At 63.9% G+C, this 25,236-nt stretch carries 29 protein-coding genes; 15 read left to right on the top strand and 14 right to left on the bottom strand.

Annotated elements, in window-relative coordinates:
- Positions 1 to 212 precede the first annotated feature (212 nt).
- The 5 genes from TQ29_RS00785 to TQ29_RS00805 all read left to right on the top strand — a co-directional run bounded on the left by TQ29_RS00785 (position 213) and on the right by TQ29_RS00805 (position 6,060).
- Positions 213 to 1,061, top strand: a complete 849-nt coding sequence (locus TQ29_RS00785; protein ID WP_054537634.1) for a flagellar motor protein MotB — start codon at positions 213 to 215, stop codon at positions 1,059 to 1,061.
- Positions 1,062 to 1,163: 102 nt separating this feature from the next.
- A complete protein-coding gene (locus tag TQ29_RS00790; protein ID WP_157445489.1) occupies positions 1,164 to 2,459 on the top strand; it encodes a flagellar hook protein FlgE in 1,296 nt (431 codons plus the stop codon).
- A 30-nt stretch (positions 2,460 to 2,489) separates the two neighbouring features.
- Positions 2,490 to 3,947: a flagellar hook-associated protein FlgK gene (gene flgK / locus TQ29_RS00795; protein ID WP_054537636.1), complete on the top strand. Its 1,458-nt coding sequence runs from the start codon at positions 2,490 to 2,492 to the stop codon at positions 3,945 to 3,947.
- A 2-nt stretch (positions 3,948 to 3,949) separates the two neighbouring features.
- Positions 3,950 to 4,963: a flagellin gene (locus TQ29_RS00800; protein WP_054537637.1), complete on the top strand. Its 1,014-nt coding sequence runs from the start codon at positions 3,950 to 3,952 to the stop codon at positions 4,961 to 4,963.
- Positions 4,960 to 6,060: a flagellar basal body P-ring protein FlgI gene (locus tag TQ29_RS00805; RefSeq protein WP_054537638.1), complete on the top strand. Its 1,101-nt coding sequence runs from the start codon at positions 4,960 to 4,962 to the stop codon at positions 6,058 to 6,060. The genes TQ29_RS00800 and TQ29_RS00805 overlap by 4 nt, the downstream gene beginning before the upstream one ends.
- A gap of 43 nt (positions 6,061 to 6,103) precedes the next feature.
- Here TQ29_RS00805 and TQ29_RS00810 read toward each other — a convergent pair whose 3' ends face one another.
- The 5 genes from TQ29_RS00810 to fliF form a co-directional block, all read right to left on the bottom strand.
- Positions 6,104 to 7,426, bottom strand: coding sequence for a UDP-glucose/GDP-mannose dehydrogenase family protein (locus TQ29_RS00810; protein WP_054537639.1), 1,323 nt, complete (start codon positions 7,424 to 7,426; stop codon positions 6,104 to 6,106).
- A gap of 114 nt (positions 7,427 to 7,540) precedes the next feature.
- Positions 7,541 to 8,266, bottom strand: a complete 726-nt coding sequence (gene fliP / locus TQ29_RS00815; RefSeq protein ID WP_054537640.1) for a flagellar type III secretion system pore protein FliP — start codon at positions 8,264 to 8,266, stop codon at positions 7,541 to 7,543.
- Entirely contained in the window at positions 8,263 to 8,550 is a 288-nt protein-coding gene (locus tag TQ29_RS00820; RefSeq protein ID WP_054537641.1) for a FliM/FliN family flagellar motor C-terminal domain-containing protein, read from the bottom strand. The genes fliP and TQ29_RS00820 overlap by 4 nt, the downstream gene beginning before the upstream one ends.
- Positions 8,543 to 9,139, bottom strand: a complete 597-nt coding sequence (locus TQ29_RS00825) for a hypothetical protein (protein WP_054537642.1) — start codon at positions 9,137 to 9,139, stop codon at positions 8,543 to 8,545. The genes TQ29_RS00820 and TQ29_RS00825 overlap by 8 nt, the downstream gene beginning before the upstream one ends.
- Positions 9,139 to 10,788 (bottom strand): flagellar basal-body MS-ring/collar protein FliF, encoded by a 1,650-nt coding sequence (fliF, locus tag TQ29_RS00830; protein ID WP_054537643.1) that lies wholly within the window; start codon positions 10,786 to 10,788, stop codon positions 9,139 to 9,141. Before fliF ends, TQ29_RS00825 begins: the two co-directional genes overlap by 1 nt.
- A 125-nt stretch (positions 10,789 to 10,913) precedes the next feature.
- Between fliF and fliL the strand changes: the two genes are divergently transcribed.
- The 10 genes from fliL to TQ29_RS00880 all read left to right on the top strand — a co-directional run bounded on the left by fliL (position 10,914) and on the right by TQ29_RS00880 (position 20,626).
- Positions 10,914 to 11,405 carry a flagellar basal body-associated protein FliL gene (gene fliL / locus TQ29_RS00835; RefSeq protein ID WP_054537644.1) on the top strand — a complete coding sequence of 164 codons (492 nt, stop codon included), beginning with the start codon at positions 10,914 to 10,916 and terminating at the stop codon, positions 11,403 to 11,405.
- Between the two features lie 8 nt (positions 11,406 to 11,413).
- On the top strand, positions 11,414 to 11,896 hold the full coding sequence (locus TQ29_RS00840) for a DUF6468 domain-containing protein (RefSeq protein WP_054537645.1): 483 nt from the start codon (positions 11,414 to 11,416) through the stop codon (positions 11,894 to 11,896).
- Positions 11,893 to 12,486, top strand: a complete 594-nt coding sequence (locus TQ29_RS00845) for a MotE family protein (protein ID WP_054537646.1) — start codon at positions 11,893 to 11,895, stop codon at positions 12,484 to 12,486. Before TQ29_RS00840 ends, TQ29_RS00845 begins: the two co-directional genes overlap by 4 nt.
- 68 nt (positions 12,487 to 12,554) lie before the next feature.
- Positions 12,555 to 13,421: a flagellar motor stator protein MotA gene (gene motA, locus TQ29_RS00850; protein WP_054537647.1), complete on the top strand. Its 867-nt coding sequence runs from the start codon at positions 12,555 to 12,557 to the stop codon at positions 13,419 to 13,421.
- Positions 13,418 to 15,442: a hypothetical protein gene (locus TQ29_RS00855; protein ID WP_054537648.1), complete on the top strand. Its 2,025-nt coding sequence runs from the start codon at positions 13,418 to 13,420 to the stop codon at positions 15,440 to 15,442. Before motA ends, TQ29_RS00855 begins: the two co-directional genes overlap by 4 nt.
- A gap of 247 nt (positions 15,443 to 15,689) precedes the next feature.
- On the top strand, positions 15,690 to 16,334 hold the full coding sequence (locus TQ29_RS00860; protein WP_157445490.1) for a transglycosylase SLT domain-containing protein: 645 nt from the start codon (positions 15,690 to 15,692) through the stop codon (positions 16,332 to 16,334).
- The gene (gene flhA / locus TQ29_RS00865) at positions 16,331 to 18,424 is read left to right on the top strand and encodes a flagellar biosynthesis protein FlhA (RefSeq protein WP_054537649.1); all 2,094 of its coding nucleotides are present in this window, start codon (positions 16,331 to 16,333) and stop codon (positions 18,422 to 18,424) included. Before TQ29_RS00860 ends, flhA begins: the two co-directional genes overlap by 4 nt.
- Positions 18,421 to 19,200: a flagellar biosynthetic protein FliR gene (locus tag TQ29_RS00870; protein ID WP_054537650.1), complete on the top strand. Its 780-nt coding sequence runs from the start codon at positions 18,421 to 18,423 to the stop codon at positions 19,198 to 19,200. The genes flhA and TQ29_RS00870 overlap by 4 nt, the downstream gene beginning before the upstream one ends.
- On the top strand, positions 19,197 to 20,276 hold the full coding sequence (locus TQ29_RS00875; RefSeq protein ID WP_054537651.1) for a flagellar biosynthesis protein FlhB: 1,080 nt from the start codon (positions 19,197 to 19,199) through the stop codon (positions 20,274 to 20,276). Before TQ29_RS00870 ends, TQ29_RS00875 begins: the two co-directional genes overlap by 4 nt.
- Positions 20,273 to 20,626, top strand: coding sequence for a hypothetical protein (locus TQ29_RS00880; protein ID WP_054537652.1), 354 nt, complete (start codon positions 20,273 to 20,275; stop codon positions 20,624 to 20,626). The genes TQ29_RS00875 and TQ29_RS00880 overlap by 4 nt, the downstream gene beginning before the upstream one ends.
- Here the strand turns inward: TQ29_RS00880 and TQ29_RS00885 are convergent.
- From TQ29_RS00885 to TQ29_RS00925, 9 genes are read right to left on the bottom strand one after another with little or no spacing between them, the layout of a single operon-like run.
- The gene (locus TQ29_RS00885; RefSeq protein WP_054537653.1) at positions 20,623 to 21,102 is read right to left on the bottom strand and encodes a flagellar basal body-associated FliL family protein; all 480 of its coding nucleotides are present in this window, start codon (positions 21,100 to 21,102) and stop codon (positions 20,623 to 20,625) included. The genes TQ29_RS00880 and TQ29_RS00885 overlap by 4 nt on opposite strands.
- A gap of 11 nt (positions 21,103 to 21,113) precedes the next feature.
- Complete coding sequence (gene flgH / locus TQ29_RS00890) at positions 21,114 to 21,848, bottom strand: flagellar basal body L-ring protein FlgH (protein WP_054537654.1); 735 nt, start codon at positions 21,846 to 21,848, stop codon at positions 21,114 to 21,116.
- Positions 21,849 to 21,857: 9 nt separating this feature from the next.
- On the bottom strand, positions 21,858 to 22,283 hold the full coding sequence (flgA, locus tag TQ29_RS00895; RefSeq protein ID WP_054537655.1) for a flagellar basal body P-ring formation chaperone FlgA: 426 nt from the start codon (positions 22,281 to 22,283) through the stop codon (positions 21,858 to 21,860).
- Positions 22,283 to 23,068, bottom strand: coding sequence for a flagellar basal-body rod protein FlgG (gene flgG, locus TQ29_RS00900; protein WP_054537656.1), 786 nt, complete (start codon positions 23,066 to 23,068; stop codon positions 22,283 to 22,285). Before flgG ends, flgA begins: the two co-directional genes overlap by 1 nt.
- Positions 23,069 to 23,086: 18 nt before the next feature.
- The gene (locus tag TQ29_RS00905; protein ID WP_054537657.1) at positions 23,087 to 23,803 is read right to left on the bottom strand and encodes a flagellar hook-basal body complex protein; all 717 of its coding nucleotides are present in this window, start codon (positions 23,801 to 23,803) and stop codon (positions 23,087 to 23,089) included.
- A 3-nt stretch (positions 23,804 to 23,806) separates the two neighbouring features.
- Positions 23,807 to 24,073 carry a flagellar biosynthetic protein FliQ gene (locus TQ29_RS00910; RefSeq protein WP_054537658.1) on the bottom strand — a complete coding sequence of 89 codons (267 nt, stop codon included), beginning with the start codon at positions 24,071 to 24,073 and terminating at the stop codon, positions 23,807 to 23,809.
- A 3-nt stretch (positions 24,074 to 24,076) separates the two neighbouring features.
- On the bottom strand, positions 24,077 to 24,370 hold the full coding sequence (fliE, locus tag TQ29_RS00915) for a flagellar hook-basal body complex protein FliE (protein ID WP_054537659.1): 294 nt from the start codon (positions 24,368 to 24,370) through the stop codon (positions 24,077 to 24,079).
- 12 nt (positions 24,371 to 24,382) lie between these two features.
- Positions 24,383 to 24,775, bottom strand: a complete 393-nt coding sequence (gene flgC, locus TQ29_RS00920) for a flagellar basal body rod protein FlgC (RefSeq protein WP_054537660.1) — start codon at positions 24,773 to 24,775, stop codon at positions 24,383 to 24,385.
- 12 nt (positions 24,776 to 24,787) lie between these two features.
- Positions 24,788 to 25,177, bottom strand: a complete 390-nt coding sequence (locus TQ29_RS00925) for a FlgB family protein (RefSeq protein ID WP_054540265.1) — start codon at positions 25,175 to 25,177, stop codon at positions 24,788 to 24,790.
- Positions 25,178 to 25,236 lie beyond the last annotated feature (59 nt).

Below are 25,236 nucleotides of genomic sequence, written 5' to 3' on the forward strand. Positions count from 1 at the left end.
ATTATAGACCACGTTAGCCAAGCCTCCGCAAAGAATGAAGTGCGGAATATGCCGCATGGTCAACTTTTGCGGGAGTATGAATGTGTTATCTGAACCCGCAACGAAAGCCAGAGCGGACCCCGATTCAGCGCATTGTCTCGCATTTTAGAGGTTAAGCGCCCGTTCACGCTCCGCTGCTATCGCTTGTCCCGGGTGAATACAAAGGTGGTGAGATGAGCACTGGCAGCAATGCGCCAGTCATCATCAAACGCAAGAAGGTTGTCGCGGGTGATGGGCACCACGGTGGGGCGTGGAAAGTGGCCTATGCCGATTTCGTAACTGCGATGATGGCCTTCTTCATGTTGATGTGGCTGCTGAACGCAACGACGGAAAAACAACGAAAAGGCATCGCGGATTACTTTCATCCGACCATTGCCGTGAACCGGATCTCGGGCGGGGGAGAGGGATCTTTTGGCGGCGAGAGCGTTTTTTCCGAAACGGTCATGGCCCAGAATGGCACCGGCGCCTCGGGCCGCCATGCCTCGGAGCAGCGTCAGGCACGCGGGCAAAGCGGGCTTTCCCAAACAGGCAGCGACGCGCAGGAACAGGCGATGCGCGAGGCGCTGGATGATATCGGGCAGCTTTTGATGGCGCGCGCGGGGGAAAGCATGATCAGTGATGATATCCTGCGCCACATCGTGACCCGCGTCACCGATGAAGGGCTGATCGTGGAACTGTTCGATCTGGAAGGTCAGGGCCTGTTTCAGCCCGATACGTCCGAGCCGACCCAGGTACTGACCACGATGATCGGAGTGATTGCGCCTGTCTTCGCACTGGTCGACAACGGTGTCGCCATCGGCGGGCACACACGCGCCTATGCCCGCGCCGTGGTGACGGACCCGTCATGGGATCTGTCCACCCGCCGGGCCGGTGCGGTGCGTGATCTTCTGGCGGAAACCGGTCTGCCGCCCGCGCGCATAAGGCGTGTCACCGGTCACGCCGACCGCAGCCCCGCCACGCCCCGGCCAATGGCGCCGCGCAACAACCGGATAGAGCTGATCCTTCTGCGATCGGATGTTTGAGGGGGCGAAAATTCGGATGTCCGGTTAGCGCCCTGTTAAGGCCGCGCCTGTAACGCTTCGCTCAGACAAAGGGGCTGAAGCATCAGAAAGGCGCACACACCCATGACAATATCCTCCTCTTTGAACGCCGGCGTTGCGGGGCTGAACGCCAACGCGACCCGGCTGGCGACGATCTCCGACAATATCGCGAACTCCGCCACCTACGGCTACAAACGGTCGGGGGCAGAGTTCCATTCAATGGTCATCGACGGCGCGGGCGGGTTTTCCGCAGGCGGCGTGCGCACGACGACACATCGCCAGATCGACGAGCGCGGGCCGCTGGTGACCACGGGCAACGCCACCGATATCGCGGTGGGCGGCCGCGGAATGCTTCCGGTGACCGAGGCTGTGGCCCTGGACAATGGCGAAGACTACCCGATGTATCTGATGACAACCGGCTCGTTCCACCCCGATGACGAGGGCGTGCTGCGCACCGATACCGGGATGGTGCTGATGGGCTGGCCCGCCGGAAATGACGGTACCGTGCCCGCCTATCCCCGCGACACGATCAACGGGCTGGAGCCGATCCGGATCAACGTGAACCAGTTCGAGGGAGATCCGACAACGCAGATCGAACTCGGGGTGAACCTGCCGGCGACCGAAACTGCAGCCGGGGCATCGGGCGACCCGCTGACATTGTCTGTCGAGTATTTCGGCAATCTCGGAACGTCCGAAACCATCTCCGCCAGCTTCACGCCAACTATCCCGGCCAGCGGAGAATCCGATCAATGGACCATGGTGTTGACTGATTCCGCGTCCGGCGGTGCAACCGTCGGGGAATATACGCTGAATTTCGACAACAGCCGCGCCGATGGGGGAACGCTGTCCTCCGTCACCACCGTTTCGGGCGGCGCCTATGACGGGGCGGCGGGCACGTTATCCATTGATGTCGCGGGCGGGCCGATCGAGGTCACGATCGGCGGGCTAGGAGATCCGGCGGGGCTGACCCAGCTTTCAAACAGCTTCGCGCCTACGTCGATCACCAAAAACGGCTCGCCTGTGGGCAATCTGACCTCGGTAGAGCTGGACGCCAACGGGTTTCTTCACGCGATCTATGACGTGGGTTTCACCCGGACGATCTATCAGGTGCCGCTGGTCGATGTGCCCAACCCGAACGGGCTCATCTCTCTCAACAACCAGTCCTATCAGATCTCTCCCGACAGCGGCCCGTTCTTCCTGTGGGACGCGGGCGATGGCCCGACCGGAGAGGTCGTGGGCTATGCACGAGAGGAATCGGCGACCGATGTGGCGGCCGAACTGACCCAGTTGATCCAGACACAGCGGGCCTATTCCTCCAACGCCAAGATCATCCAGACCGTGGATGAAATGTTGCAGGAAACCACGAATATCAAACGATAAATCCCATTTCGCCGAAAGGCCCGGACAACGATGTCAATTTCAGGTTCTCTCGCCAATGCCCTGTCGGGCCTCACCGCCGCCGCGCGGGCGGCGCAGGTCGTCTCTTCCAACGTGGCGAATGCCACGACCGAAGGCTACGGACGGCGCATATTGCAAACCTCCCCGGCCACCCTGGGCGGGCAGGGCGCCGGTGTCCGGATCGACGGTGTGTTACGCGATGTCGATCCGCAGCTCATCGCCGACCGTCGCCTTGCGGATGCGGACACCGCCCATGCGGATCGGAAGGCGGCGTTTTTCGCACGGCTTGAAACCTCTGTTGGCCTGCCGTCCGACGCCGGGTCGCTGTCGGGCCGGATCGCGGCACTGGAAACCGCGCTGATCGGCGCGGCCAGCCGGCCCGACAGTGACGCCCGGCTTTCACAGGTCGCTTCGGCCGCGCGGGAGGTTGCTTCGCGGTTCAACGACATATCCGGTGACATTCAGAGCCTGCGGATGGATGCCGACCGCGATATCGCGCAACAGGTTGGTCAGCTTAACGACCGTCTGGAAAAAGTCGCGGACCTGAACCACAAGATCAGGCGGCAAATGGGCGCCGGGCATGATGCGGCCGGTCTGATGGATCAGCGCCAGCGCCTTGTGGATGATATTTCCGAGGTCATCCCCCTGCGCGCCGTCAGCCGTGACTCCGGTGAAATCGCGCTTTATTCCGCCACCGGCGCGACTTTGCTGGATGGTCAGCCCGCCAGTTTCGGCTTTGCCCCCGTGGGCACGATCGTGCCGGAAATGACCCTCGCCTCGGGCGCGTTGTCCGGGCTGGAACTGAACGGACAGCCGGTGTCCACCTCCGGCCCCTACGCGCCCGCTGCAGGTGGCAGCCTTTCGGCGTTGTTCGATCAGCGCGATGCTCTGGCGGTGGACGCCCAGACAGAGCTTGACGCGCTGGCCCGCGATCTGATTGCGCGGTTTCAGACGCCGGGCTTGGATCCGACCGTGCCCGCCGGTGCCACCGGGCTGTTCACCGATCAGGGCGCTGCCTTCGACCCGGCCAACGAGATCGGTATTGCGTCACGACTCCAGCTTAACCGGGCGGTCGATCCGGCCGACGGTGGCAGCCTCTGGCGGCTTCGTGACGGCCTTGGGGCCGCCACGGCGGGTCCGCCCGGAAACGCGGGCCTTCTGAGCGCTTTTGCCGACGTTCTTTCCGAAACCCGGAGCGTGGCCTCGGGCCGTTTCACCGGCAGCACGGCCAGCACCTCGGATCTGAGCGCGGAATATCTCTCTTTCGTCGGCGGCGCGCGGCAAAGCGCCGAAGCGGATCAGAGCTTTGCCCGCGCCAAGGGCGAGGTGCTGAAAACCGCGGAACTGGAATTCGGGGTCGATACCGATCAGGAGATGCAGAAATTGCTTCTGATCGAACAGGCCTATTCCGCCAATGCCCGCGTTGTCCGCACCATCGACGACATGATGCAAACCCTGTTGAGTATTTGAACATGACATCCCTTTCCATCGGCGACATGGCCCAAAGCCTGGTTCTGCGGCGCCAGAACTCCAATCTGAAAACGCGGATGGGCACGCTCTCGCAAGAGCTTGTCACGGGTCTTGCCCGCGATCCGGGCAAGCGCCTGTCGGGCGATTTCACTCCGCTTGCGGCAATCGAGCGAAGCCTTACCGTTCTGGGCGCCTACAAGACCGCACTTACCGAAGCGAAAGTCACCACCGATGCGATGCAGGCAAGCCTGGGAACACTCGACGACATGTCCTCGGGCCTTTACCCCGGGCTGTTTCTGGCCGGCTCTTCCGTTGATCCCACGCTGGTGACAACGGCGGGGGTCGATGCGATGGGCAAGCTTGAACACGCGGTTTCCGTTCTGAACACGCAGGCGGCGGGCCGCTCTCTCTTTTCCGGCGCCGCGACCGATACGCCCGCGTTGGTCAGCGCTGACGACATCATGTCCGGCCTCCGCACCGCCGTTTCCGGGGCGGTGACCGCAGATGATGTAATGGCTGCCGCCGCCGCCTGGTTCGGCACCCAGACCGGCGGCTTTGAAACGCAGGCTTATCAGGGAAGTGCCACGCCCGCGGGGCCGGTGCGCCTGGCGGATGGTCATCTCCTGTCTCTTGATATCACCGCCGCCGATCCGGCGTTGCGTGGCGTCATTCGCGGTGTGGCGACAGCGGCATTGCTTGAGGATCCGGAGTTGCTGGGCGGTGATGCCACTGCGCGCGCGGAGCTTGCGCAGCAGGCGGCCGAACATCTGCTGACCGCCGAACGCCCACTTGCCACGCTAAGGGCCGAGCTGGGCAATACGCAAAACAGAATAGAGACAATTTCGGCCGAAAACGCTTCGCAAACCTCGGCGATGGAGATCGCGCGAACCGAACTGATCGGCGCGGACCCTTATGATACGGCGACCGAGATGGAGGCGGTACAGGGGCAGCTGGAAACGCTATACACTGTCACCGCGCGCCTGTCGCGTCTCAGCCTCGCGGATTTTCTGACATGATCCGGGCCCTTCTTCTGTGGCTGTCATTCGGCGTGGCCAGCGCGGCCCTTGGTGCGCCCGTGCGGATAAAGGATCTGGTGGAATTCGACGGGGTGCGTGGCAATGATCTCGTTGGTTATGGCCTGGTCGTGGGGCTGAACGGCACCGGCGACGGCATCCGCAATGCGCCCTTCACCGAGGAAATTCTGTCAAATCTCCTGGAACGGCTGGGCGTCAACGTGACGGGAGAGCAGTTTCGCCCCAAGAATGTCGCGGCGGTTTTCGTAACCGCGGCCCTGCCGCCCTTTGCAAGGGTCGGCGGGCGGATCGACATGACTGTTTCGGCCATTGGTGACGCGAAAAGCCTTTTGGGCGGTACGCTGATCATGACCCCGCTCAAGGCCGCCGATGGCGAAATATACGCGGTGGGTCAGGGCACGGTCATTGCCGGGGGCGCATCGGCCAGCGGTGATGGCGCTTCGGTGGTCGAGGGCGTTCCGACGTCCGGCGTTATTCCGGCTGGCGCGCGGGTGGAGCGGGAGATCGAGTTCGACTTTTCGTCGCTTGCGATGATCCGGCTCGCCCTGCGCACCCCCGATTTCACCACGGCCGAGCGGATCGAACGTGCCGTCAACCGATCTTTCGGCAGGCAGGTGGCGTTGATGCTGGATGCGGGAACTGTGGAACTCAACATCAGACGTGCGGGCATGCGATCACCGGCGCATGTGATCGGGCGGCTGGAAAACGTGACGGTGGAGCCGCAGCGCCGCGCGCGGGTGGTGGTGGATCAGCGGTCGGGGACCATCGTGATGGGCGAGGACGTCCGCATCTCGCGCGTGGCCGTCTCGCAGGGCAACCTCACCCTGCGCATCCGGGAAGAGCCGCTGGTCGTGCAGCCCAATCCGTTTTCTGCGGGGGGCACCGTGATCGTCCCGAGAACCTCAGCGCGGCTGGAAGAGGAGCCAGGCACGGGCCTTGCCGAGGTCGAGGGCGGCACCTCTCTCTCCGAGGTGGTGGCGGGGCTGAACGCGCTGGGCGTTTCCCCGCGCGACATGATCGATATTCTGAAAAGCATCAAGGCGGCAGGGGCGCTGCACGCCGAATTTCTGGTGCGGTAGGGCCGAAATGCAGCGCCCCGACGCATCGGGGCGCGGATACGGGCTATTCGGGCATGTAGCCGCTGCGGCCGACACAGCAATAGGCCTCGAAACCGGCCTCTCTTGCGTCTGCCGCGGAATAGATGTTTCGCAGGTCCGCCATACGCGGCGTCGCCATTTTCTTTGCCACCCGCTTCAGATCCAGCGCGCGGAACTCGTTCCACTCGGTCAGCAGCACCACAAGGTCCGCGTTCTGGGCTGCCTTATAAGCGTCGCTGACCCATTGAACGCCGGGAAGCAGGGCTTCGCCTTCGCGCCGGCCCTGCGGATCGGCCACCTTGACCTTGGCACCACCGCCAATCAGCGCGGGCACGATCGTCAGAGAAGGCGCATCGCGCATGTCGTCTGTATTCGGCTTGAACGTCACGCCCAGAATGGCCACGGTCTTGCCGTTGAAGCTGCCGTCTGACAGATCCTGCAGTTTGCCGATCATCCGGCGCTTTATCTCGTCGTTGACCTTGATCACCGTTTCGGTGATTTGCATGGGCACCGCGTGATCCTGCCCGATCCTGGCCAGTGCCGAGGTGTCTTTCGGGAAACATGATCCGCCGTAGCCGGGCCCGGCATGCAGGAACTTGTTCCCGATCCGCCCGTCAAGGCCCATGCCTTTGGACACGGCCTTGATATCCGCGCCGGTGCGTTCGCAAAGCTGCGCGATTTCGTTGATGAAGGTGATCTTCGTGGCAAGAAAAGCATTGGCCGCGTATTTTATCATCTCGGCCGATTCCAGATCCGTATAGACGACCGGAAAATCGCGCAGGAACAGGGGGCGATAGATGCCGCCCATGACGGCCTTCGCGCGCTCGGATTGCACCCCGACGACGACACGATCGGGGCGCATGAAATCGTCGATCGCCGCACCCTCGCGCAGGAACTCAGGGTTCGAGGCAACATCGAAATTGGCGCCCGGATTGGCGTTTTCGACGGCTTGCTTGACCCGTTCGTTGGTTCCGACCGGCACGGTCGATTTCGTGACGATCACGGCATAGCCCGTCAGCGCGCCGGCGATTTCCTCTGCCGCGGCCATGACGTAGGTAAGGTCGGCATGCCCGTCGCCCCGCCGTGTTGGTGTGCCCACGGCGATGAACACCGCATCCGCGCCATCCACGGCTTTCGCCAGATCCCCGGTGAAGGACAGCCGCCCGGCCGCGACGTTTTTTTCCATCAACTCGTCAAGGCCGGGCTCGTAGATCGGAACCTCGCCGCGCTCCAGCATCTCGATCTTGCGCGGATCCTTGTCCACACAGATCACTTCATGCCCGAAATCGGAAAAACACACCCCTGACACGAGCCCGACATAGCCCGTTCCGATCATCGCAATCTTCATCAACCCGTCCCCGGAAAACAGAAAAACGTGGCAAAGCGATGAGCGATCGGCCGCGACAAGTCAACCGGAGCGGCGGAACTCCGGCGCCGCGCGGTTCGAAAACCCACGGGGTGGCTAGAAATAGCCCCGTACCAGCGCCTCCGAAATCAGGGTCCAGCCGTCGGCCACCACGAAGAACGCGAGTTTGAACGGCATGGCAACCACGGCCGGGGGCACCATCATCATCCCCATGGACATCAGCACTGCGGCGACCACCAGATCGATGATCAAGAACGGCAGGTAGATCAGGAACCCGATTTCGAAGGCGCGTGAGATTTCGCTCAAAAGAAAGGAAGGAACGACCAGAGAGAGAGGAGCCTCCGGCGGCGAGAGCCCGCTGGCTTCGGGGCGGAGACTTTGCAGGGATGCGAAGGTTTCGGCATCAATACGTGCCGCCATGAAGGAGCGAAACGGGTCGAGACTGCGGGCAAAGCTTTGCTCGGCGGTGATTTCCTGCGCGATCATCGGCGCAATACCATTCTGCCAGGCATCCAGGAATGTCGGTTCCATCACGAAATAGGTCAGAAACAACGCCAGGCTGACAATCATCATGTTTGGTGGCGACTGTTGCAAGCCGATGGCCTGGCGCAGAATCGCCAGAACCGTGACGATGAAGGGGAAACACGTCAGCATGACGGCCAGACCGGGCACGAGGCTGAGGACTGTCAGCAGGGCGATGAGCTGAACGCTGCGGGCCGTGAGCGTGCCATCATCACCGAATGAAAGGCTCAGCTCCTGCGCGCCGGCGAGCCCGGGCAGGGCGATTGCCGACAGGGTCAGCAGCCAGCGGATCCGGGTCATGCGCGGCTCTGCGGATCGGCGACTTCGGTCAGGCGCACGGCAAGCTGCCCGGAGGACTCGCCGCTCAACTCCTGCAACTCGCCGCGCGCGATCAGCCTGTCGCCGACGAAAAGCTCAACGGTGTCATCCACCCGTTTGTCCAGCGGCAAAACCGCGCCGTGGCCGAGCGCCAGCAGTTCGCGAACCGACAGGCGCGCCTTGCCAACCGAGATCGTCACCTCGACCGGCACGTTGGTGAGCGGGTTTTCGGGCGCGCCCGCGCTGCGATCTGGCACATCAGTCATCTGGTTTTGCCTCTTCTTCATGGGCGTGAAGGAACGCCTCGACGGCCTCCCGGATTTCATGGATCAGGCGATCGAGATCGACCATCTCCTCGCCCCGCGCCGAGCGCAGATAGGCCTGGCCCGGGCCGAGGCTCGCCTGTTCGGTAATGACGATGGGCAGGCCGGCGTCATCACTCAGGATATGCTCTAGGGCGGGGCGGTTGCCGGGATTGATCACCAGCTCGATCGGGCCACCCGCGGCCTGTTCAATCGCGTATCGGGCGCGCTCGGCCACCATCTCCGCCAGCCCGTGTCGCGCCAGATCGGGCAGAACCTTTTCGGCCATCAACCGCAGAACAGGTGCCACCGACTTCAGCACATGCTCGCGCGCCTCGTTGAAGGAAACCGAAAGCCCCTTCAGCGTGTTGGCGAAATCCGCGCTCACACGGGTCTGTATCTGCTGTTCTGCGGCGGCGGCATCATCCCATCCGGCCTTGTAGCCTTCTTCATAGACGGCCAGCCGTTCGTCTTCCGGCATCCAGGCGCTTTCAGCGACACTTTGGGCAGGAGTGGTGACGGAAAACTCCTCCAGCGAGAGTCGGTTTGACATCAGGTCGACTCCTCCTCGTGCTCGATCCAGTGACGCAGCACTTCGACCGTATCTTCACGCCGGTCTTCAATCAGCCTGCGGAGCTGATCGACAGGGTCGGCAGAGGCAGGCGCCGCCTGTGCCCCGGCTTCCCGGGGCAATTCCGAAAGCCCGGGCGATACGGAATTCGCCGTCAGTTCGGGAAGGCTCTCGGCAACGATTTCCCCTGTCAGGCTCTGATCTTCGGCGGTATCCCCGGCGCGACCCTGCGCATAGGGCCGCGACGCCGGGCGCTCTGGCGCGGGAAGGCCGGCAACGGGTGCGGCGCCACGCCCCGAAAGCACCGGGCGCACCACGAAAAGCCCCAGAACAAGCCCGACAACTGCAAGTACCGCAAGTTGAAGGAGTGACATCACATCGAGCCTGATATTGCCGAAAAGCCCAGGTGCGGCGGTGGTACCCAGCGCTTCGGGCTGCTCCAGAGGCATCGATTTCAGGGTGATGACATCGCCCCGCGCGGCATCGAAGCCAACCGCGGATGCGACGAGCTGTTCGAGCGCTTCAAGCTCTTCGGCCGGCAGCGGCGCCCATTCCTCGATGCCGTCGGGGCCCGTGGTGCGGATACCGTCCAGAATCACGGCAACGCTCAGCCGTTTGATCGCGCCGGGCGTCCGGTGTAGCTCGCGCTGGGTTTCCGACACCTCGTAATTCACCCGCTCGCGGGTCTCGCTGTTCGAACTGTTGGAGTTCCTGTCCGGCGCGGCCTCGCCGTCGGGCAGGTTGCTGGCAACGGTGACGCCGGCCCCGGCGCGGTCATTTGCCGAGGTGCTGCGCTCTTCGGTATCGGTGGAGATGGCCACGCGCCCCTCCGGGTCGAAGCGTCGTTCGATGATCGATTCGCTGTCCGTCTCTGTCTCGACGCTGACCTCGACAACCGTGCGGCCGGGGCCCATGCGCGCGGCCAGCAGACGCTCGACATTCTGGCGGAGCGTTGCGGCATGATCGCCCGCGATCCGCGATACCGGCAGCGCGCCATCCGACATAAGCATGGTTCCGTTGGTGCCGTCGATCACCGACACGTCATCCGGTGAAAGCCCCGCGACGGAAGAGGCAACGAGATATCGGAGCGCCCGTGCCTGATCCGGGGCAAATGTGCCATTTGCAGGTGTAACAGTGACTGATGCGGTCACCTTCAGGTCGCGCCGGAAGGGCTGACCACTCGCATTCGCGATATGCACTCGGGCGGCGCGCACGAAAGGGCTGGCCATAATCGTCCGCGCAAGTTCACCTTCCTTGGCGCGCCAATAGGCGGCGTCAAACATCTGCGAGGTTGTGCCGAACCCGGAAAGCGAATCAAGCACCTCGTACCCGGCGGTGCCGTTGGCGGGCAGCCCGTCGGCGGCCAGGGTCATGCGCAGCGCGTCGCGCTGCCGGCTGTCCACGTAAATCGCCCCGCCGCGAATGTCATAGGCGGCGCCCTGCTGTTCCAGCGCGCGCAGAACCTCGCCGGCGGCGCCACTTTCAAGGCCGGAATAGAGAAGCGACATCTGGGGCGCCGTGGCCATCCGCGACATCGCCAGAACGCTCGTGAACATGGCCAGCGTCGCGAGGGCCGCGATAACGCGGCGGCGAACATCCAGTCTGGACCAGACAGCGACAAGCTGTTGCACGGCGATACTCCGGTTTGCGCGGGCTTCTGCCCGCTGTCACCGCATCCTTTCCCCATCAGCCTTAATAAACGGTTAGCTCTCCTGCGCCTAAGAAAGGACAACCGGAAACAGAGTGGAACAAAGCGATGGCCCACACCGAAATGGCCGAAGAAACCCCGCCAAGGAAAAAATCCGCATTGCCCATTCTCGTGGGTATCGCGCTTGCGTTCATATTGGGTGGGGGCGGGTTTTTCGTGATGTATTCCGGTATGTTAGGCGGTGGTGGTGGCGATTCTCACGCTACGGCTTCTCACGCGCCGGCCTCGCCGGCACAGGGGGATATCGCCTTCGTGGCGCTTGACCCGCTGATCGTTTCGCTCGGGCCGGAGAGTGCGAGTCGGCACTTGCGATTCGCCGCGCAGCTGGAGGTGGCGCCGGCTTACGAAGGCGAGGTTTCGCATCTTATGCCGCGGGTCCTCGATGTGCTGAACAGCTATCTCCGCGCGGTCGAACTGTCGGATCTGGAGGATCGCTCGGCCCTTGTTCGCCTGCGTGCGCAGATGTTGCGCCGGGTTCAGGTCGTGACCGGAAACGGGCGCGTGCGCGATCTTCTGATTACTGAATTTGTGTTGAACTAGGGGGCAACATGGCGCTTGTGGCCGATATACTTCTTGTGGCGGGCGCGCTGGGCGCGGCCTTCTATTGTATGATCCTGTCCCGCCGGCTGCGCCGGTTCGATGATCTGGAAACCGGAATGGGCGGCGCGATTGCGGTCTTGTCGGCCCAGGTCGATGACATGACCCGGGCTCTGAAAGGGGCGCAATCCTCTGCCCGAACCGCATCAAGCTCGCTCGGTGGCCTGACCGAGCGTGCCGAGGGCGTGGCCCAACGGCTGGAACTTCTGGTGGCGTCTTTGCATGACATTCCGCTTCCCGACACCGGCCCCGAAAAGAAAGCTCCTGCCACGCGGCCCCCGGCATCGGAAAATGCGGCCAGGCGGCCGGCCAAGAACGGCCACGCGGACATTGGGCAGAACCAGCCCGAAACCGCGCCGTTGGCCTTCATGCGATCGGCGTCATCAAGAGAAAAGCCTCTGATCCTGCGTGAACAATCGGGAGATGTTGGATGAGCGGAGCGGAAAAAGGGCGGCGCGGGGCGGGGCGGGGTGTGTTGTTTGTCATCACGGTTCTGCTGCTCGGGTCCGGTATCGTGCGGCTGGGCAGCGGTACCGGCCTTGCCGTCGCGCGCGGCGTGGGGGATCTGTCCGATCTGGCCGGGGTGGAACAGGCCCCCGAAAGCTGCGGGCCGGATCCGGCCATCGCCCCGCTTTTCGCCGCGCTTCAGGCCCGGGAGGCACGCGCTGCGGAAACCGAAAAGCTGCAGGCGGAACGCGGCCGGAAACTGGCGCAATCGCACGCGGATCTGTCGCGTCAGATCGCAGAGCTGAACGCGGCAGAGGCCGCGCTTCGCGCGACGATCGCGCTTGCCGAGGGGGCGGCGGAAAGCGATCTCAGCCGGTTGACCGCGGTTTACGAGAGCATGAAGCCGAAAGACGCCGCGGCCCTGTTTCAGGAAATGGCTCCCGATTTTGCGGCGGGTTTTCTGGGCCGGATGCGGCCAGATTCCGCCGCGTCGGTCCTGGCGGGGATGCCTCCGGAACAGGCCTATTCGATCAGCGTGCTTCTGGCGGGCAGAAACGTCGGCGTTCCGACAGAGTGATCAGGAAATCTTAACCCGGCATTGCAAGGCTAAGCCGGAGTTCGATACGGAAAGAGGGAGCATCGCGCATGATCGGCATCATCGGCATCGTCCTGATCTTCGTGATGGTGTTTGGCGGCTATCTGGCCGCCGGTGGCAAGATGGCCATCATCCTGAAATCGCTTCCCTATGAATTCACCATGATCGGCGGCGCCGCGCTCGGGGCTTTTGTCATCAGCAATGACATGGCGGCGATCAAGCATACGCTGAAGGACATCGGAAAGGTTTTCAAAGGCCCGAAATGGAAACCGGAGGATTACCGTGATCTGCTCTGCCTGCTGTTCGAGTTGATTCGCCTCGCCCGCCAGAATGCCGTCGCGCTGGAGGAACATATCGAGGCGCCGCAGGAGTCTGCCATCTTTCAGAAATACATGAGAATACTGGCCGACAAAGAGGCGGTTGAGCTCATCTGCGATACCCTTCGTTCCGCTGCCATGAACTATGACGATCCGCATCAGGTCGAGGAGGTTCTGGAAAAGCGGATGGAGGCTAATCTTCATCATGCGATGCATTCGAGCCATGCGCTGCAAACCATCGCCGATGGTCTGCCAGCCCTGGGGATCGTGGCGGCGGTTCTCGGCGTCATCAAGACCATGGGGTCGATCGACCAGCCGCCCGAAATCCTGGGCAAGCTCATCGGCGGTGCCCTGGTCGGCACGTTTCTGGGGGTTTTCCTCGCTTACGGCCTGGTTGGTCCTTTCGCGGCCAAGCTGAAATCAGTCATCGAAGAAGACGCGCATTTCCATCAGCTTATTCGCGAGGTTCTGGTGGCGAATCTTTACAATCACGCCGCGAATATCTGCATCGAGGTCGGGCGCCAGAACACCCCCAGCCATTATCGCCCCAGTTTCAACGATCTCGAAGAATCGTTAAAAGCCACGAAAGCTGCGGCATGATCCGTCTGACGCTCGCAATTTTCACCTGGATTATGGCGATGCCCGCCCTGGCAGAGACGGTGCGTGTGCGGTCGGGTGAACATGCGGGATTTTCGCGGCTCGTGATGGAATTCTCCCGGCCGACTGCGTGGACGCTCGACAAGATCGCAGACGGGTATCTCCTGTCTCTTGGGCGAAAGGATATCAGTTTCGATTTCAGCCGGGTCTTTCATCTGATACCGCGTACCCGGCTTTCCGACATCTCTGTTGATCTTGCCTCGGGCGCCGTACTCTTGAAATCGGATTGTGCGTGCGAGGCGGAGGCCTTTGAAATCAAGCCGGGCAGGCTGGTTATTGATCTGAAAGACAAACCGGAACTCCCGGTTGCGGAAAGCCCGGAGCACCCCGTGGCCGATGAAATATCGCCAACAGTACCGATATCGCTGCCCGCATATCTGGGCCGGTCGGCGGTGCCGTTTCTGACTGCGTTTCCGGGGGAGGGTCTACCGGAAGCCCCCGGGCCAAGCTCTCCCACCGATCCTGCTGCCGGGCCGGATATGCAGGCCCTCCTGCTCAAGGCGCTTGCACGCGCGGCGGCGCAGGGCCTTGTACATGTCAGCACGGCGCCGGATGCAGAGCCTGTCGGGGCCGCAAAACCCGGTCCTTCTGCGGGCGACGACGCGCATGACGCCGCGATCAGGGTCGAAACCAGCATCGACAGGGACAATCGGCTTGCTCGGCAGATGCCCAAAACCGCCACTGTGAAACCCTGCTTGGCGGATCGGCATTTTGCCTTTTTCCAAACGAGCGGCGCGTTGCCCGCGCCCAAGCTCATTGCCGACGCGCGGGGGGTGCTGATCGGTGAATTTGACCGGGTCCAGCCCGAAGCCCTGGGCCGGTTCGTGCGCACCTACCTCTATCTGGGGTTTGGCGCCGAAGCACGGAACGCGATGCAAGCCTTTGACACCCGATTGCCGAACGCCGATTTCCTTGCGGATCTGGCAAATATCATGGACGGGCGTTCTGCCGGGGCGTCAACCCTGCGGGGTCAGCACGGCTGCGATGGGTCCGCTGCCCTGTGGTCGGTTCTGGCGCAGCCGGGGTTGCCGCCCGGCCCAGAGATCAACCAAGCTGCCGTGACTGCGGCATTTTCGGCACTTCCCCCTCATTTACGGCGCTATCTCGGGCCGGGCCTGGCGGATCGTTTTATAGACGCTGGCGAAATCGAGGTCGCCACGCAGATCCGAAACGCCATCGACCGCGCCGGAGCCGACGATGATCCGGGGCTTGCATTGCTCGATTCCCAGTTGGATCTCGGCAAAGGGGATGTCGGAGCGGCGGAAGCTGCGCTGGACAACGTAATCGCCAGCAACGATTCGCACTCGTCCGAGGCGTTGCTGCAGGTGATGCAGGCCCGCATAGGCATGGGCCAGCCACCACGGGCAGAAGACATTGCAAATGCCGAAGCGCTTGTCTTTGAACACAGGGGCAGCGGATTGGGGGCGGATCTGGCCCGCGTCGCGATCCTGGGTCACGCACTGAATGAAGACTATTCCGCTGCATTTTCGCTTCTTCTGCGGCATCCGGTGTCAAGTCAGGTGCAGTTGAACAGCGAATTCGCCCTGGCCCTGAGCGAACATGCGCCCGACGCCGACTTTCTGCGCTTTGCGACAGCGCTGGTGAACACGCCCGGCTTTTCCCTGCTTGAAGACAGCGCAAAAGCAGTTTTTGAACGCTTCGTCGACCTCGGCTTTCCCGAGCTTGCCGGAGCGATATCGGGGCAGGTGCAGACTGGCGCGCACGGGCCGGATCACACGCGGGGCCTGCAAATCGCACGCGGCCGGAGTGTTGCTCTCCCCCCGCCCGATCACGTTGAGCGGCCCCGCCCTGTCGACGCGGAAGTGGAACGCGACGACGCACCGAGCCAAGAGCGGCCAAGCCTGGCCGGCGCCTATGCGCTTCTTGAACAATCCGCGGCCATCCGGGCCGCAGCCGACGGTGCGCTGGCCATTCCGGACTCCGAGGTTTCTTCGCCGGAATAGCAAATCCTCAGATGGTTACAGTTTATCAACCACCCGGCCCTAGCCTGCGTCGAGACAACCCAGAACGGGAGCAGCCAGAATGGCATTCGGGTCGGATTTCGACACAACTGATGGGAAGTGGCGCTTCGCGCGTAGGGCCGCGCTCGGCCGCAGGTCTTTCGGGGCCCTTTTGTGGATCGTCAGCCTTGCGGCTATATCGCCGGCTTGGGGCGCAAATCCATCAACGCTTTGCGACAGGGCCGCGCAAATGGCCGCCGCCAGAACAGGCGTTCCGATCTCGGTTCTCAAGGCGATCTCGCTCACCGAAACCGGGCGCCGGCGCGATGGTGCGATGCGGCCTTGGCCCTGGACCGTCAACATGGAGGGAAAGGGGGTCTGGTTCGATGATCCGCATGCGGCCCTTACCTATGTCGGCCGGCATCACCGTGCCGGGGCGCGCAGTTTCGATGTCGGCTGTTTTCAGTTGAACTACAAATGGCATGGCAGGAATTTCGCGTCGATCGAGCAGATGATACAGCCCGAGCAGAATGCGCTCTATGCGGCACGGTTCCTGCTGGATCTCTATGCCGAAAAAGGAAACTGGAGCGCTGCGGCGGGCGCCTATCATTCGCGCACCCGCAAGTTTTCCGACAGGTACCGCAAGCGATTCGATACCTTCCGCGCTGCGTTGCGCAACGAAGACGGATCCGGCGCGGCAGCACCGATCGCCACGCGCCACGCGCGGGCCGATTCCGCGCCCGCCACCGGAAAGCTGGCCCCGGCCCTGCGCGTCAACCTGTACCCGTTGTTACAAGCGGGTGAGGCGCGGCGCGGCCTCGGCTCTCTGGTGCCGGTCACCTCAGCCGCCGACGCAGGCTTGTTCGCCGGCAGTAGCCAAAGGCTCATTCGATGAGCGCAGGCCTTTCCGTCAGAGAGATTTTTCGGCCCACGATCCTGCTCGCCCTGGCGCTCATGGCGGTGATCGTGATGATGATCCTGCCGGTGCCGGCCTGGGTGCTGGATGTCGGCCTCGCCGCGTCTTTCGCGCTGGCCATCCTGATTTTCACGGTGACGCTCTTCGTGGAGCGCCCGCTCGATTTCTCTTCGTTCCCGACTGTCCTGCTGGCAAGCCTGATGCTGCGGCTTTCGCTCAACGTGTCGTCCACGAAGCTGATCATCGGGCAGGGGCACAGCGGCACCCATGCGGCCGGCAATGTGATCGAAGGCTTCGCCGATTTCGTCATGGGCGGCAGCGTGCTGATCGGCCTCGTGGTTTTCGGCGTGCTGCTGATCGTGAATTTCATGGTGATCACCAAGGGCGCCGCGCGCATGGCCGAGGTGGGCGCGCGCTTCGCCCTTGACGGGATGCCGGGCAAACAGCTGGCGATCGACAGCGACATGTCCGCCGGCGCCATCACCCATGAAGAGGCGAAAGCCCGGCGCGAGCGTGAACAGGCCGAGACGACGTTTTTCGGCTCGCTCGACGGCGCGTCGAAATTCGTCAAGGGCGATGCGGTGGCGGGCCTGCTGATCACGCTTCTGAATCTGGTGATGGGCCTCGTCATCGGCATCACCCTGCATGGCATGCCGGTTGGCCGCGCGTTCGAAACCTATGCGATCCTGACGGTGGGCGACGGGCTCGTCAGCCAAATACCGGCGGTGATCATCTCCATCGCTTCGGCGCTTTTGCTGGCGCGCGGCGGGGCCACGGGGGCCACCGATCTTGCGCTGGTGGCGCAACTGGGGCGTTATCCGCCGGCGCTGGCCACGGTCGCGCTTTTGATGGGGCTGTTCGCGCTGGTGCCGGGCCTGCCGTTCCTGCCCTTCGTCGCCGGATCCGCCGTGCTCGGTGGGGCCGCCTGGGCCGGGCATCGCGCCAACACCCGGCGGGCGGAGGAGGCCGCGCGCGCACCTGCGGATGCACATCCCGAAAACCGTGAGGCCTCGCTGGGGGATATCCTCGATCTGGATGATATTCATGTCGAATTCGCGCCTGATCTGGTGGGGATGGTTCTTGACCCGGCCACAGGGCTGGACGCGCGGATCGGCAATATGCGCAAACATGTGGCCGAGGCCTACGGGTTGATCTTGCCCGAGATTCGCCTGACCGATAACGGCGCGCTGCAGCCGGGCACCTATGCCATCCGCATTCAGGGCGTCGAACAGGCGCGCGATCAGCTGCGCCCAGGCCAGATGCTGGCGCTTCAGTCGGACGGGGTGCCGGACCTGCCCGGGGGCGATGAGGTGAAAGAGCCTGTTTACGGCGCCCCCGCGCGCTGGGTCACGCCCGACAGCCGGGATGATCTGGCGCTGGCCGGTGTCACCCTCGTCAACCCGTCCGAAGTGCTCGCAACCCATCTGCTGGAGGTGATCCGGCGCAATTTCGCCCGCCTTCTGACGCTCAAGGCGCTGCGGCGCATCCTGGATGAGTTGACCAACCTGTCCGACCCGCAGCGGGGCGAGGCCAACAAGCGCATGATCGATGAGCTGGTGCCGGAAAAGGTGCCGGTCGATCTGCTTCTTGCCGTGCTGCGCCTGCTGTTGGACGAACGGGTGTCGATCCGCAACCTGCCCCTGATCCTTGAATCCATCGCCGAGGCGCGCCACAGCCATCCGGGGCCGGAGACGATCTGCGAATATGTGCGCCACCGGCTGGGCTTTCAGCTTGTCGCCGAACACCGGCGGCCCGACGGCACCATCCCCCTGCTGCAGCTCGCCCCCGAATGGGAAGAGCGTTTCACCACCTATCAGATCGAGGGCACCCAAGGCATGCAGGATGTCGCCCTGCCGCCGGAAGAGTTCAACCGGCTGGCCAATGCGGTTTCCGACCGTTTGGCCAAGGCGGGGGAAAGCGGGATATTTCCGGCGCTCGTCACCTCCACCCGCAGGCGACGGTATCTGCGCACGGTCATGGCGGCCAAGGGAATCGCCGCGCCTGTCCTGTCATTCGAAGAGGTCGGAACCGAGGCGCGCCCGGCGCTGGTGGGGCTGGTTCCGGCATGATCGCGGCGCTGGCTGCACTGCTGCCCGCCGGGCAGCAAAGCCTGTCGCTGGGGTTTATCGTCTTCTTGCGGGTCGGCGCGGTCATGGCGCTGTTGCCGGCCTTCGGCGAACATTCCGTGCCGCCCCGCGTGCGGCTTGCGCTCGCGTTGGCCTTCAGCATGGTGATCGCCCCGGCGGTTTCCGGTAGCATCGGCCCCGTGCCCGCGTCCGAAGCCGATTTCCTGCCCTATATCGCCAGCGAAGTGGCGGTCGGCCTGTCACTCGGCATGATCCTGCGCCTGCTGGTGATGGTGCTGCAGATCGCGGGCCAGGTCGCGGCGCAGGCGACCTCGCTGTCGCAGATTTTCGGCGGGGTCGGGGGCGAGCCGCAGCCGGCGATGGCACACCTTCTGGTCAGCGCCGGGCTCGCGCTGGCGGTGATGAGCGGGCTTCATGTTCGCGCGGCCGAGGCGATGATCCTGTCCTATGACATCCTGCCGCCCGCCCGCATGCCTGATGCGGCGATGCTGGCGCAATGGGGCATCGGGCATATCGCCCGGGGCTTCGGCCTTGCCGTGACCCTCGCGATGCCCTTTGTCATCGCGTCGCTGATCTACAATCTGGCGCTTGGCATCATCAACCGCGCCATGCCGCAGCTCATGGTGGCCTTCGTCGGCGCCCCTGCGATCACCGCCGGCGGCCTTGTGCTGATGGCTCTGGCGATGCCGGCGATGCTGAACATCTGGGGCGGCTGGATGACCGGTATCCTGGCCAACCCCTACGGGGCCGCGCCATGAGCGGGGCGGGGGAGGACGAAGACAAGCAACATGACCCGACCCCGAAAAAGCTGGAAGAGGCTCGCAAGAAGGGCGAAATCGCCCGCTCCGCCGATCTGACCACGGCCGCCGGCTATGCCGGGATCGCCCTTGTCGCGCTCAGCGTCGGCGCGGCCTCGCTGACGGCGTTGGGCGCCGCGGCGCAGACTCTTCTGGCCCGCCCCGATACGCTCGCCCCCCTCATATTTGGTGGCAGCGCGCGCCCCTTGGCCGGGGGGCTGATGGCGGCGGTTCTCGTCGGGGCGGCGCCCTGGTTCGCCGGCCCGGCGCTTGCGGCGCTCCTGTCGATCCTGGCGCAGCGCAGCCTGATCGTGGTGCCGTCAAAGCTTCAGCCCAAGCTCTCCCGCATCTCGCCAATGGCCAACGCGAAGAACAAGTTCGGCCGCAAGGGTCTGTTCGAATTCGCCAAAAGCGCCGTGAAGCTGAGCGCTTTCGGCACTGTTCTGGCCATATACCTGATCCGGCATGTTCCCGACATTCTGTCCAGCATGAACCACGGCCCCGGCCCCGCGATGTCGCAGATGTTTGGGATGGCGGTGGAATTCCTGCTGGTGGCGGTCGCGCTTTCGGTGCTGATCGGGGCGATTGACTACCTGTGGCAATATTTCGAGCATATCCGCAGCAACCGCATGTCGGACAAAGACGTGAAGGACGAGATGAAGCAGGCCGAGGGCGATCCGGTCATGAAACAGCAGCGGCGTCAGAAAGGTATGGCGATCGCGATGAACCGGATGCTGGCAGATGTTCCCGAGGCCGATGTCGTGATCGTGAACCCGACCCATTATGCCGTGGCCCTGAAATGGGATCGCGCGTCGCCCGGTGCTCCGGTTTGCGTGGCGAAAGGGGTCGACGAGATCGCCGCCCGGATCCGCGAAGCCGCCGCCGGTGCGGGCGTGCCGCTGCACAGCGACCCGCCAACCGCGCGCGCGCTTCATGCCACGGTCGAAATCGGGCAGGAAATCCGCCGGGATCATTATCGCGCCGTGGCCGCCGCAATCCGCTTTTCCGAGGCCATGCGCAAGAAGGCACGGCGATGAGCAGCCCGCGCCACAAGCAGATCTCGCGCCTTGCAGCGATTACCGACGCAATCCTTGAAACGGCTCTGTTACAGCTGAAAATGGCCGTTGCAGCGCGCCATTGCGTTGAGGGCCAACTGGCGGAGCTGGATGCCAGTCGCCGTGCCGTCATCCCCGATGTCGAAAGTGCGGCCTCCCGCGCGGGCAGTGATCTGATGTGGCTCAAATGGTCCGACTTGCGGCGTGCCGAGTTGAACAAGGCGCTTGCCCGCGCCCGCGTCGCCGAAGATGAGGCGCGCCGCGCCGCCGCGCGGGCCTTCGGGCGGCAGCAGGCGCTGGCCGGGGTCGCGCGAAAAGCCGCGGCGCGCTAGGTGTCCTGGCGCACCAGATCGATGATCAGAACGTCGCTCACCGTGGGGCCGATCACTTTTTGCGCCATTTCGGTCAGCGCCATGCGCAGCGCCGACATATTGGTGTTGGTGGTGAACGCGCCCCGGAACCCGCCGGAATTCGCGTGGTCGAAAAGCACCTGCAGGAAGGCATCGCGCAGCTTGGGTTCCAGCTGATAGACATTGGCCCTTTCGCCCAGCGCCACCTCCAGGCTGAGCGCCAGAACGACCAGCGCCGACACCCGCCCGTTCTCTACCACGGGCACGACAAACTGGTTGTTCAGCTTCACGAATTCGACGTCTTCGGGGGCTTTTTCGTGCTTTTCAGGCGCCGCGCCGTGGTCTGCTTCCATGCCCTCCCCGGCGGCCGCTTCCGGGGCGGGGCGCAGCATGATCCCCGCGCCTGTTCCGGCAGCAAGCCCTGTCAGGGCGATGAGAAGCGGCAGAAGCTTTGACATGCGCGCGGCCCTCAGAACGGCAGCACGATATCGGCGATCTGCTGGCCATACCGTGGTTGCTGCACATCCGTGATCTGCCCGCGTCCGCCATAGGAGATCCGGGCCGAGGCGATCTTGTCATAGGTAATCTCGTTCTGGCGCGAGATGTCTTCGGGCCGCACATAGCCGGTAACCAGAAGCTCCCGCATTTCGAAATTCACCCGCACCTCCTGCGATCCTTCGATCCGCGCGACGCCATTGGCCAGCAGATCGGTGATGGTCGCCGCCACCCGCAATGTCAGTTTTTCATTGCGCCGCACCGATCCGTCGCCGCTCGACGCGCTGGAAGAGGTGGTAGAGACAGCCTCGGCCATGCTGGCGCCGTCGGGCAGTTTTCGGTCGATCCGCTGCGGAATGCCGAAGAAGCTGGGCAGGGAAAGGCTCTCCGACCCGCTGCGCGAGCGGCCCGTGGAATTGGAGATCTCGGCCTTGTCGTCGATCTCGATCACCACGGTCAGGATATCACCGCGTCGTTCCGCCCGTCTGTCTCCCAGCAGCGAGGCGCGCCCGCCGCTCCAGAGCGAGGCCTGGCCAGCGGGCGGGTGTGTGCGGGTTGTGGTGGGGAAGGGCGCCGAGGACATGGCGAAGAAGGCATTTCCATCCTCCGTCGGCGAGAAACCAGGGGCCTGCCCCAGGTTCGCAACCCGGCCGCAACCTGCCGGAATGGCAAGCAGGGCGAGAAAACACATGAGTTTGGCGCTGTTCATCACACGCTCCTATGGATGTTGCGGGTTGCCCACGAAGACCTCGCCGGTTTCGCTGACCCGGCCGGTGACAGAGGTGCGGGAGGCCAGATTCATCACCCGCACCACATCGCCCGCCCCGGCGCGGCCCAATGCGCGGCCCTCGGTGGTGATCGACAGGCCGCTCTGGCGATAATGCAGCAGCACGATCTGATTGCGTTCGACAATGGCGGGTGGCCCGATGTCTCCGGGGCGGATCGGGCGCCCGGCATAAAGGATCACCCGGCTTTCCATACCGATCACCTCTTCGGGGCGGGTCAGGGCGCCGGGCACGGGCGCCGCGATCAACGCCAGATCCTGCGGGCCGAGGATCGCCATTGCCCGGATTGTTCGCGCCGCGACAAGTGTGTCGGCCCCGGCGGGCGCCGCCAGAAGCAGCAGAAGCAGGCACAGGCGCATCACCGCACCTGCGTGGTTGCGCCGAGCATCTGGTCGGCGGCGGTGATCACCTTGGCGTTCAGCTCATAGCCGCGCTGCGCCTCGATCAGTTCCGTGACCTCCCTGACCGCGTCGACCGAGCTGTCCTCCAGATAGCCCTGGCGCAGTGTGCCCAACCCGTCCTCGCCCGGCGTGCCGGTGATCGCCGGGCCCGAGGCCGCGGTTTCCAGGAACAGGTTCGATCCCATCGCCTCCAGCCCTTTTTCGTTGGAAAACCCGGCCAGAGAGAATTGCCCAAGAAGCTCTGGCTGCACGCGGTCGTTGAAATAGGCGTAGACCTCGCCCGCGGCATTGATCGAAATCGCCCGCGCGTCGTCGGGCACCGTCAGGTCAGGCACCACCGGAAACCCGTCCGATGTCACGATCAACCCGTCCCCCGTGCGTTTCAACGCCCCGTCACGGGTAAAGGCGGGCTGGCCCGAGGGCAGGGTGATCTCAAGATACCCCTTTCCCTCGATCGCCAGATCAAGGTCGCCGCCGGTGGCCGAAAGCGACCCCTGCGACAGGGTCACGCTGACGGCGGCGGGGCGCACCCCCAGCCCGAGCTGCACACCGGTGGGCAGCACGGTGCCGTCGGCGGCGTTGATCGTGCCGGGCCGCGTCATCTGCTGATAGTGCAGGTCCGCGAATTCGGCCCGCCGGGCGTTGTAGCCGGTGGTGTTCATGTTGGCGAGGTTGTTGGAAATCACCTCGACCCGCATCTGCTGGGCGCTCATGCCCGTGGCGGCGATTGTCAGGGCGCGCATGCGTCACCTCCTTGCTGGTTACTGGCCAAGCGTCCGCAGAACGGCGCGGATGCGTTCATCCTCCCGCTCCAGAAAGCTCTGACCAAGTTCATAGGCATGTTGCACTTCGATCATCCGGGCGACTTCGGCCACCGCGTCGACATTCGAGTTCTCGATGAAACCCTGAAGGATCACGCCGTCCAGAACAGGCTCTATTTCACCGTTAAAGGCGAATAATGTGCCCGCCTCATGGGTCAGATCGGCAGGATCGCCGGGCTGGTAGAGGCCGATCTGCGTCAGGGCCCGCCCGCCCGCGCTGAGCGTGCCGTCGGCGGCCAGGCTCAGATCATCGGCATCGGGCGGCACGAACACCGGCGTGCCGCCGGCATCCAGCAGGCGGTGGCCGTCAGGCGTGGCCAGTTCGCCGGCCTCGTTCGGTGTGAACGCCCCGGCGCGGGTCAGCCGCTCCCCCTGCGGGGTTTCGACCAGAAAGAACCCGGGCCCCTCGACGGCGAAGTCGAACGCGCCGCCGGTCTGGGTCAGCGGCCCCTGCTGAAGGTCGGTCTGCCGCGCATTCGCGGCGGCCATCGACAAGGACGGCGCCCCGGCGCCGGTGTCCTGCACGAATTCCGAAAAAATCACCCCTTCGCGCCGATAGCCCGTTGTCGAGATATTGGCGATGTTATGGGCCACACTCTGCATTTCGCGCAGCAGCCCGGCCTGGCGGGTCAGCGTGGTATAGCCTGCGTTGTCCATCCCCTAGCCCCCGATGATCAGCGGCACCAGCCGCTCGGTGAAGAACCCGGTCAGCGTTTCGGTCATGAACCCCATCGACACACAGAACATCGCCAGAATGGCCGCAAGTTTCGGCACGAAGGTCAGCGTCATCTCCTGTACCGAGGTCAGCGCCTGGAACAGGCCGATGACCAGCCCGACAACCAGCGCCACCAGCAGGATCGGCGTGGAAATCTCCACCGCAATCCAAAGCCCCTGCCGCAGCGTGTCGTAAAAGATGATCTCTTCCATGGCCTAAACCGGCATCCGCAGGATTTCCTGATAGGCCTCGACCACCTTGTCACGCACGGTCACGGCGGTTTCCACCGCCAGTTCCGTCTGCGCCAGCGCCTGCACCAGCGCATGCGGGTCGGCGCCGCCGGTCATCGCGGCCTTGGCGGTTGTCTCGCCAGTTTGCAGCGTTTCGGTGAATTCCCGCGCCAGCCGGGCAAAACCGCCCTCTTCGGCGGCGGCTTTGGGGCTGGGGCGGGTCGCCGGCCGGGCCGTGGCATAGGCCTGGGCGGCGGCGGTGGAGGATGTTATGTCCATTCTGGCACTCCTTTATCGGCGCAGCAGGTCAAGCAGGCTCGACGTCATCTGCCGGGCCTGATCGAACATCTTGAGGTTCGCCTCATAGCTGCGCTGCGCTTCGCGCGCGTCCGCGATTTCGACCACCAGATCGACATTCGAGCCGTCATAGTGACCATTTTCATCGGCCAGCGGGTGGCCCGGGTCGAACACCCGTTCAAGCGCCCGCTGGTCCAGGGAGACGGGGCCGGGCTTTACCTGCCCCGTCAGTTCTCCGCCGGTTACCATCTGTTCGAACCGCATGGTCTTGCGGCGGTAACCGGGGGTGTCTGCATTGGCGATGTTTTCCGAAACATGGCGCAGCCGCGTGCTCTGCGCCTGCATCCCGCTGGCCGACAGCGCGAGGGTTTTCATCAGATCGCTCATCCCGCGTGCTCCTTATCGGCCGAGGCTGGCGCGCATGATCCCAAGCGCGCTTTGATAGATGGTCAGGGCCATGTCATGCTGGGCCCGCGTCTCCACCGCCTTCATCATCTCGGTTTCCAGTGAAACGCTGTTGCCGTTGGGCGATTCCTCGGCGCCGCCTACAACATGTGCCGCGGCCCCCGGCCCCGGCCCGGCCAGTGCCGAAAGATGGCGGGCGCGGGTCGTGCGGGGGGCGAAATCGCCCGATGTCTGCTGATAGGTTTGCGAAAAGGGGGCAACGTCCTGCGCGCGGTAGCCGGGCGTGTCGGCATTGGCGATGTTGCGGGCCAGAACGGACTGGCGGGCAGCGGCATGGGTGGCCATGCCATGTGCCATTTGCAGGATCTCTAGCTTGTCGAACATCCGGGCTTCTCCCTCGGTTTCAATCAAGGCTTAACCCTGATTCCTTTAGAAACCGTTGT

This window comes from Actibacterium sp. EMB200-NS6 (assembly GCF_001305615.1).
Lineage (GTDB): Bacteria > Pseudomonadota > Alphaproteobacteria > Rhodobacterales > Rhodobacteraceae > Actibacterium_A > Actibacterium_A naphthalenivorans.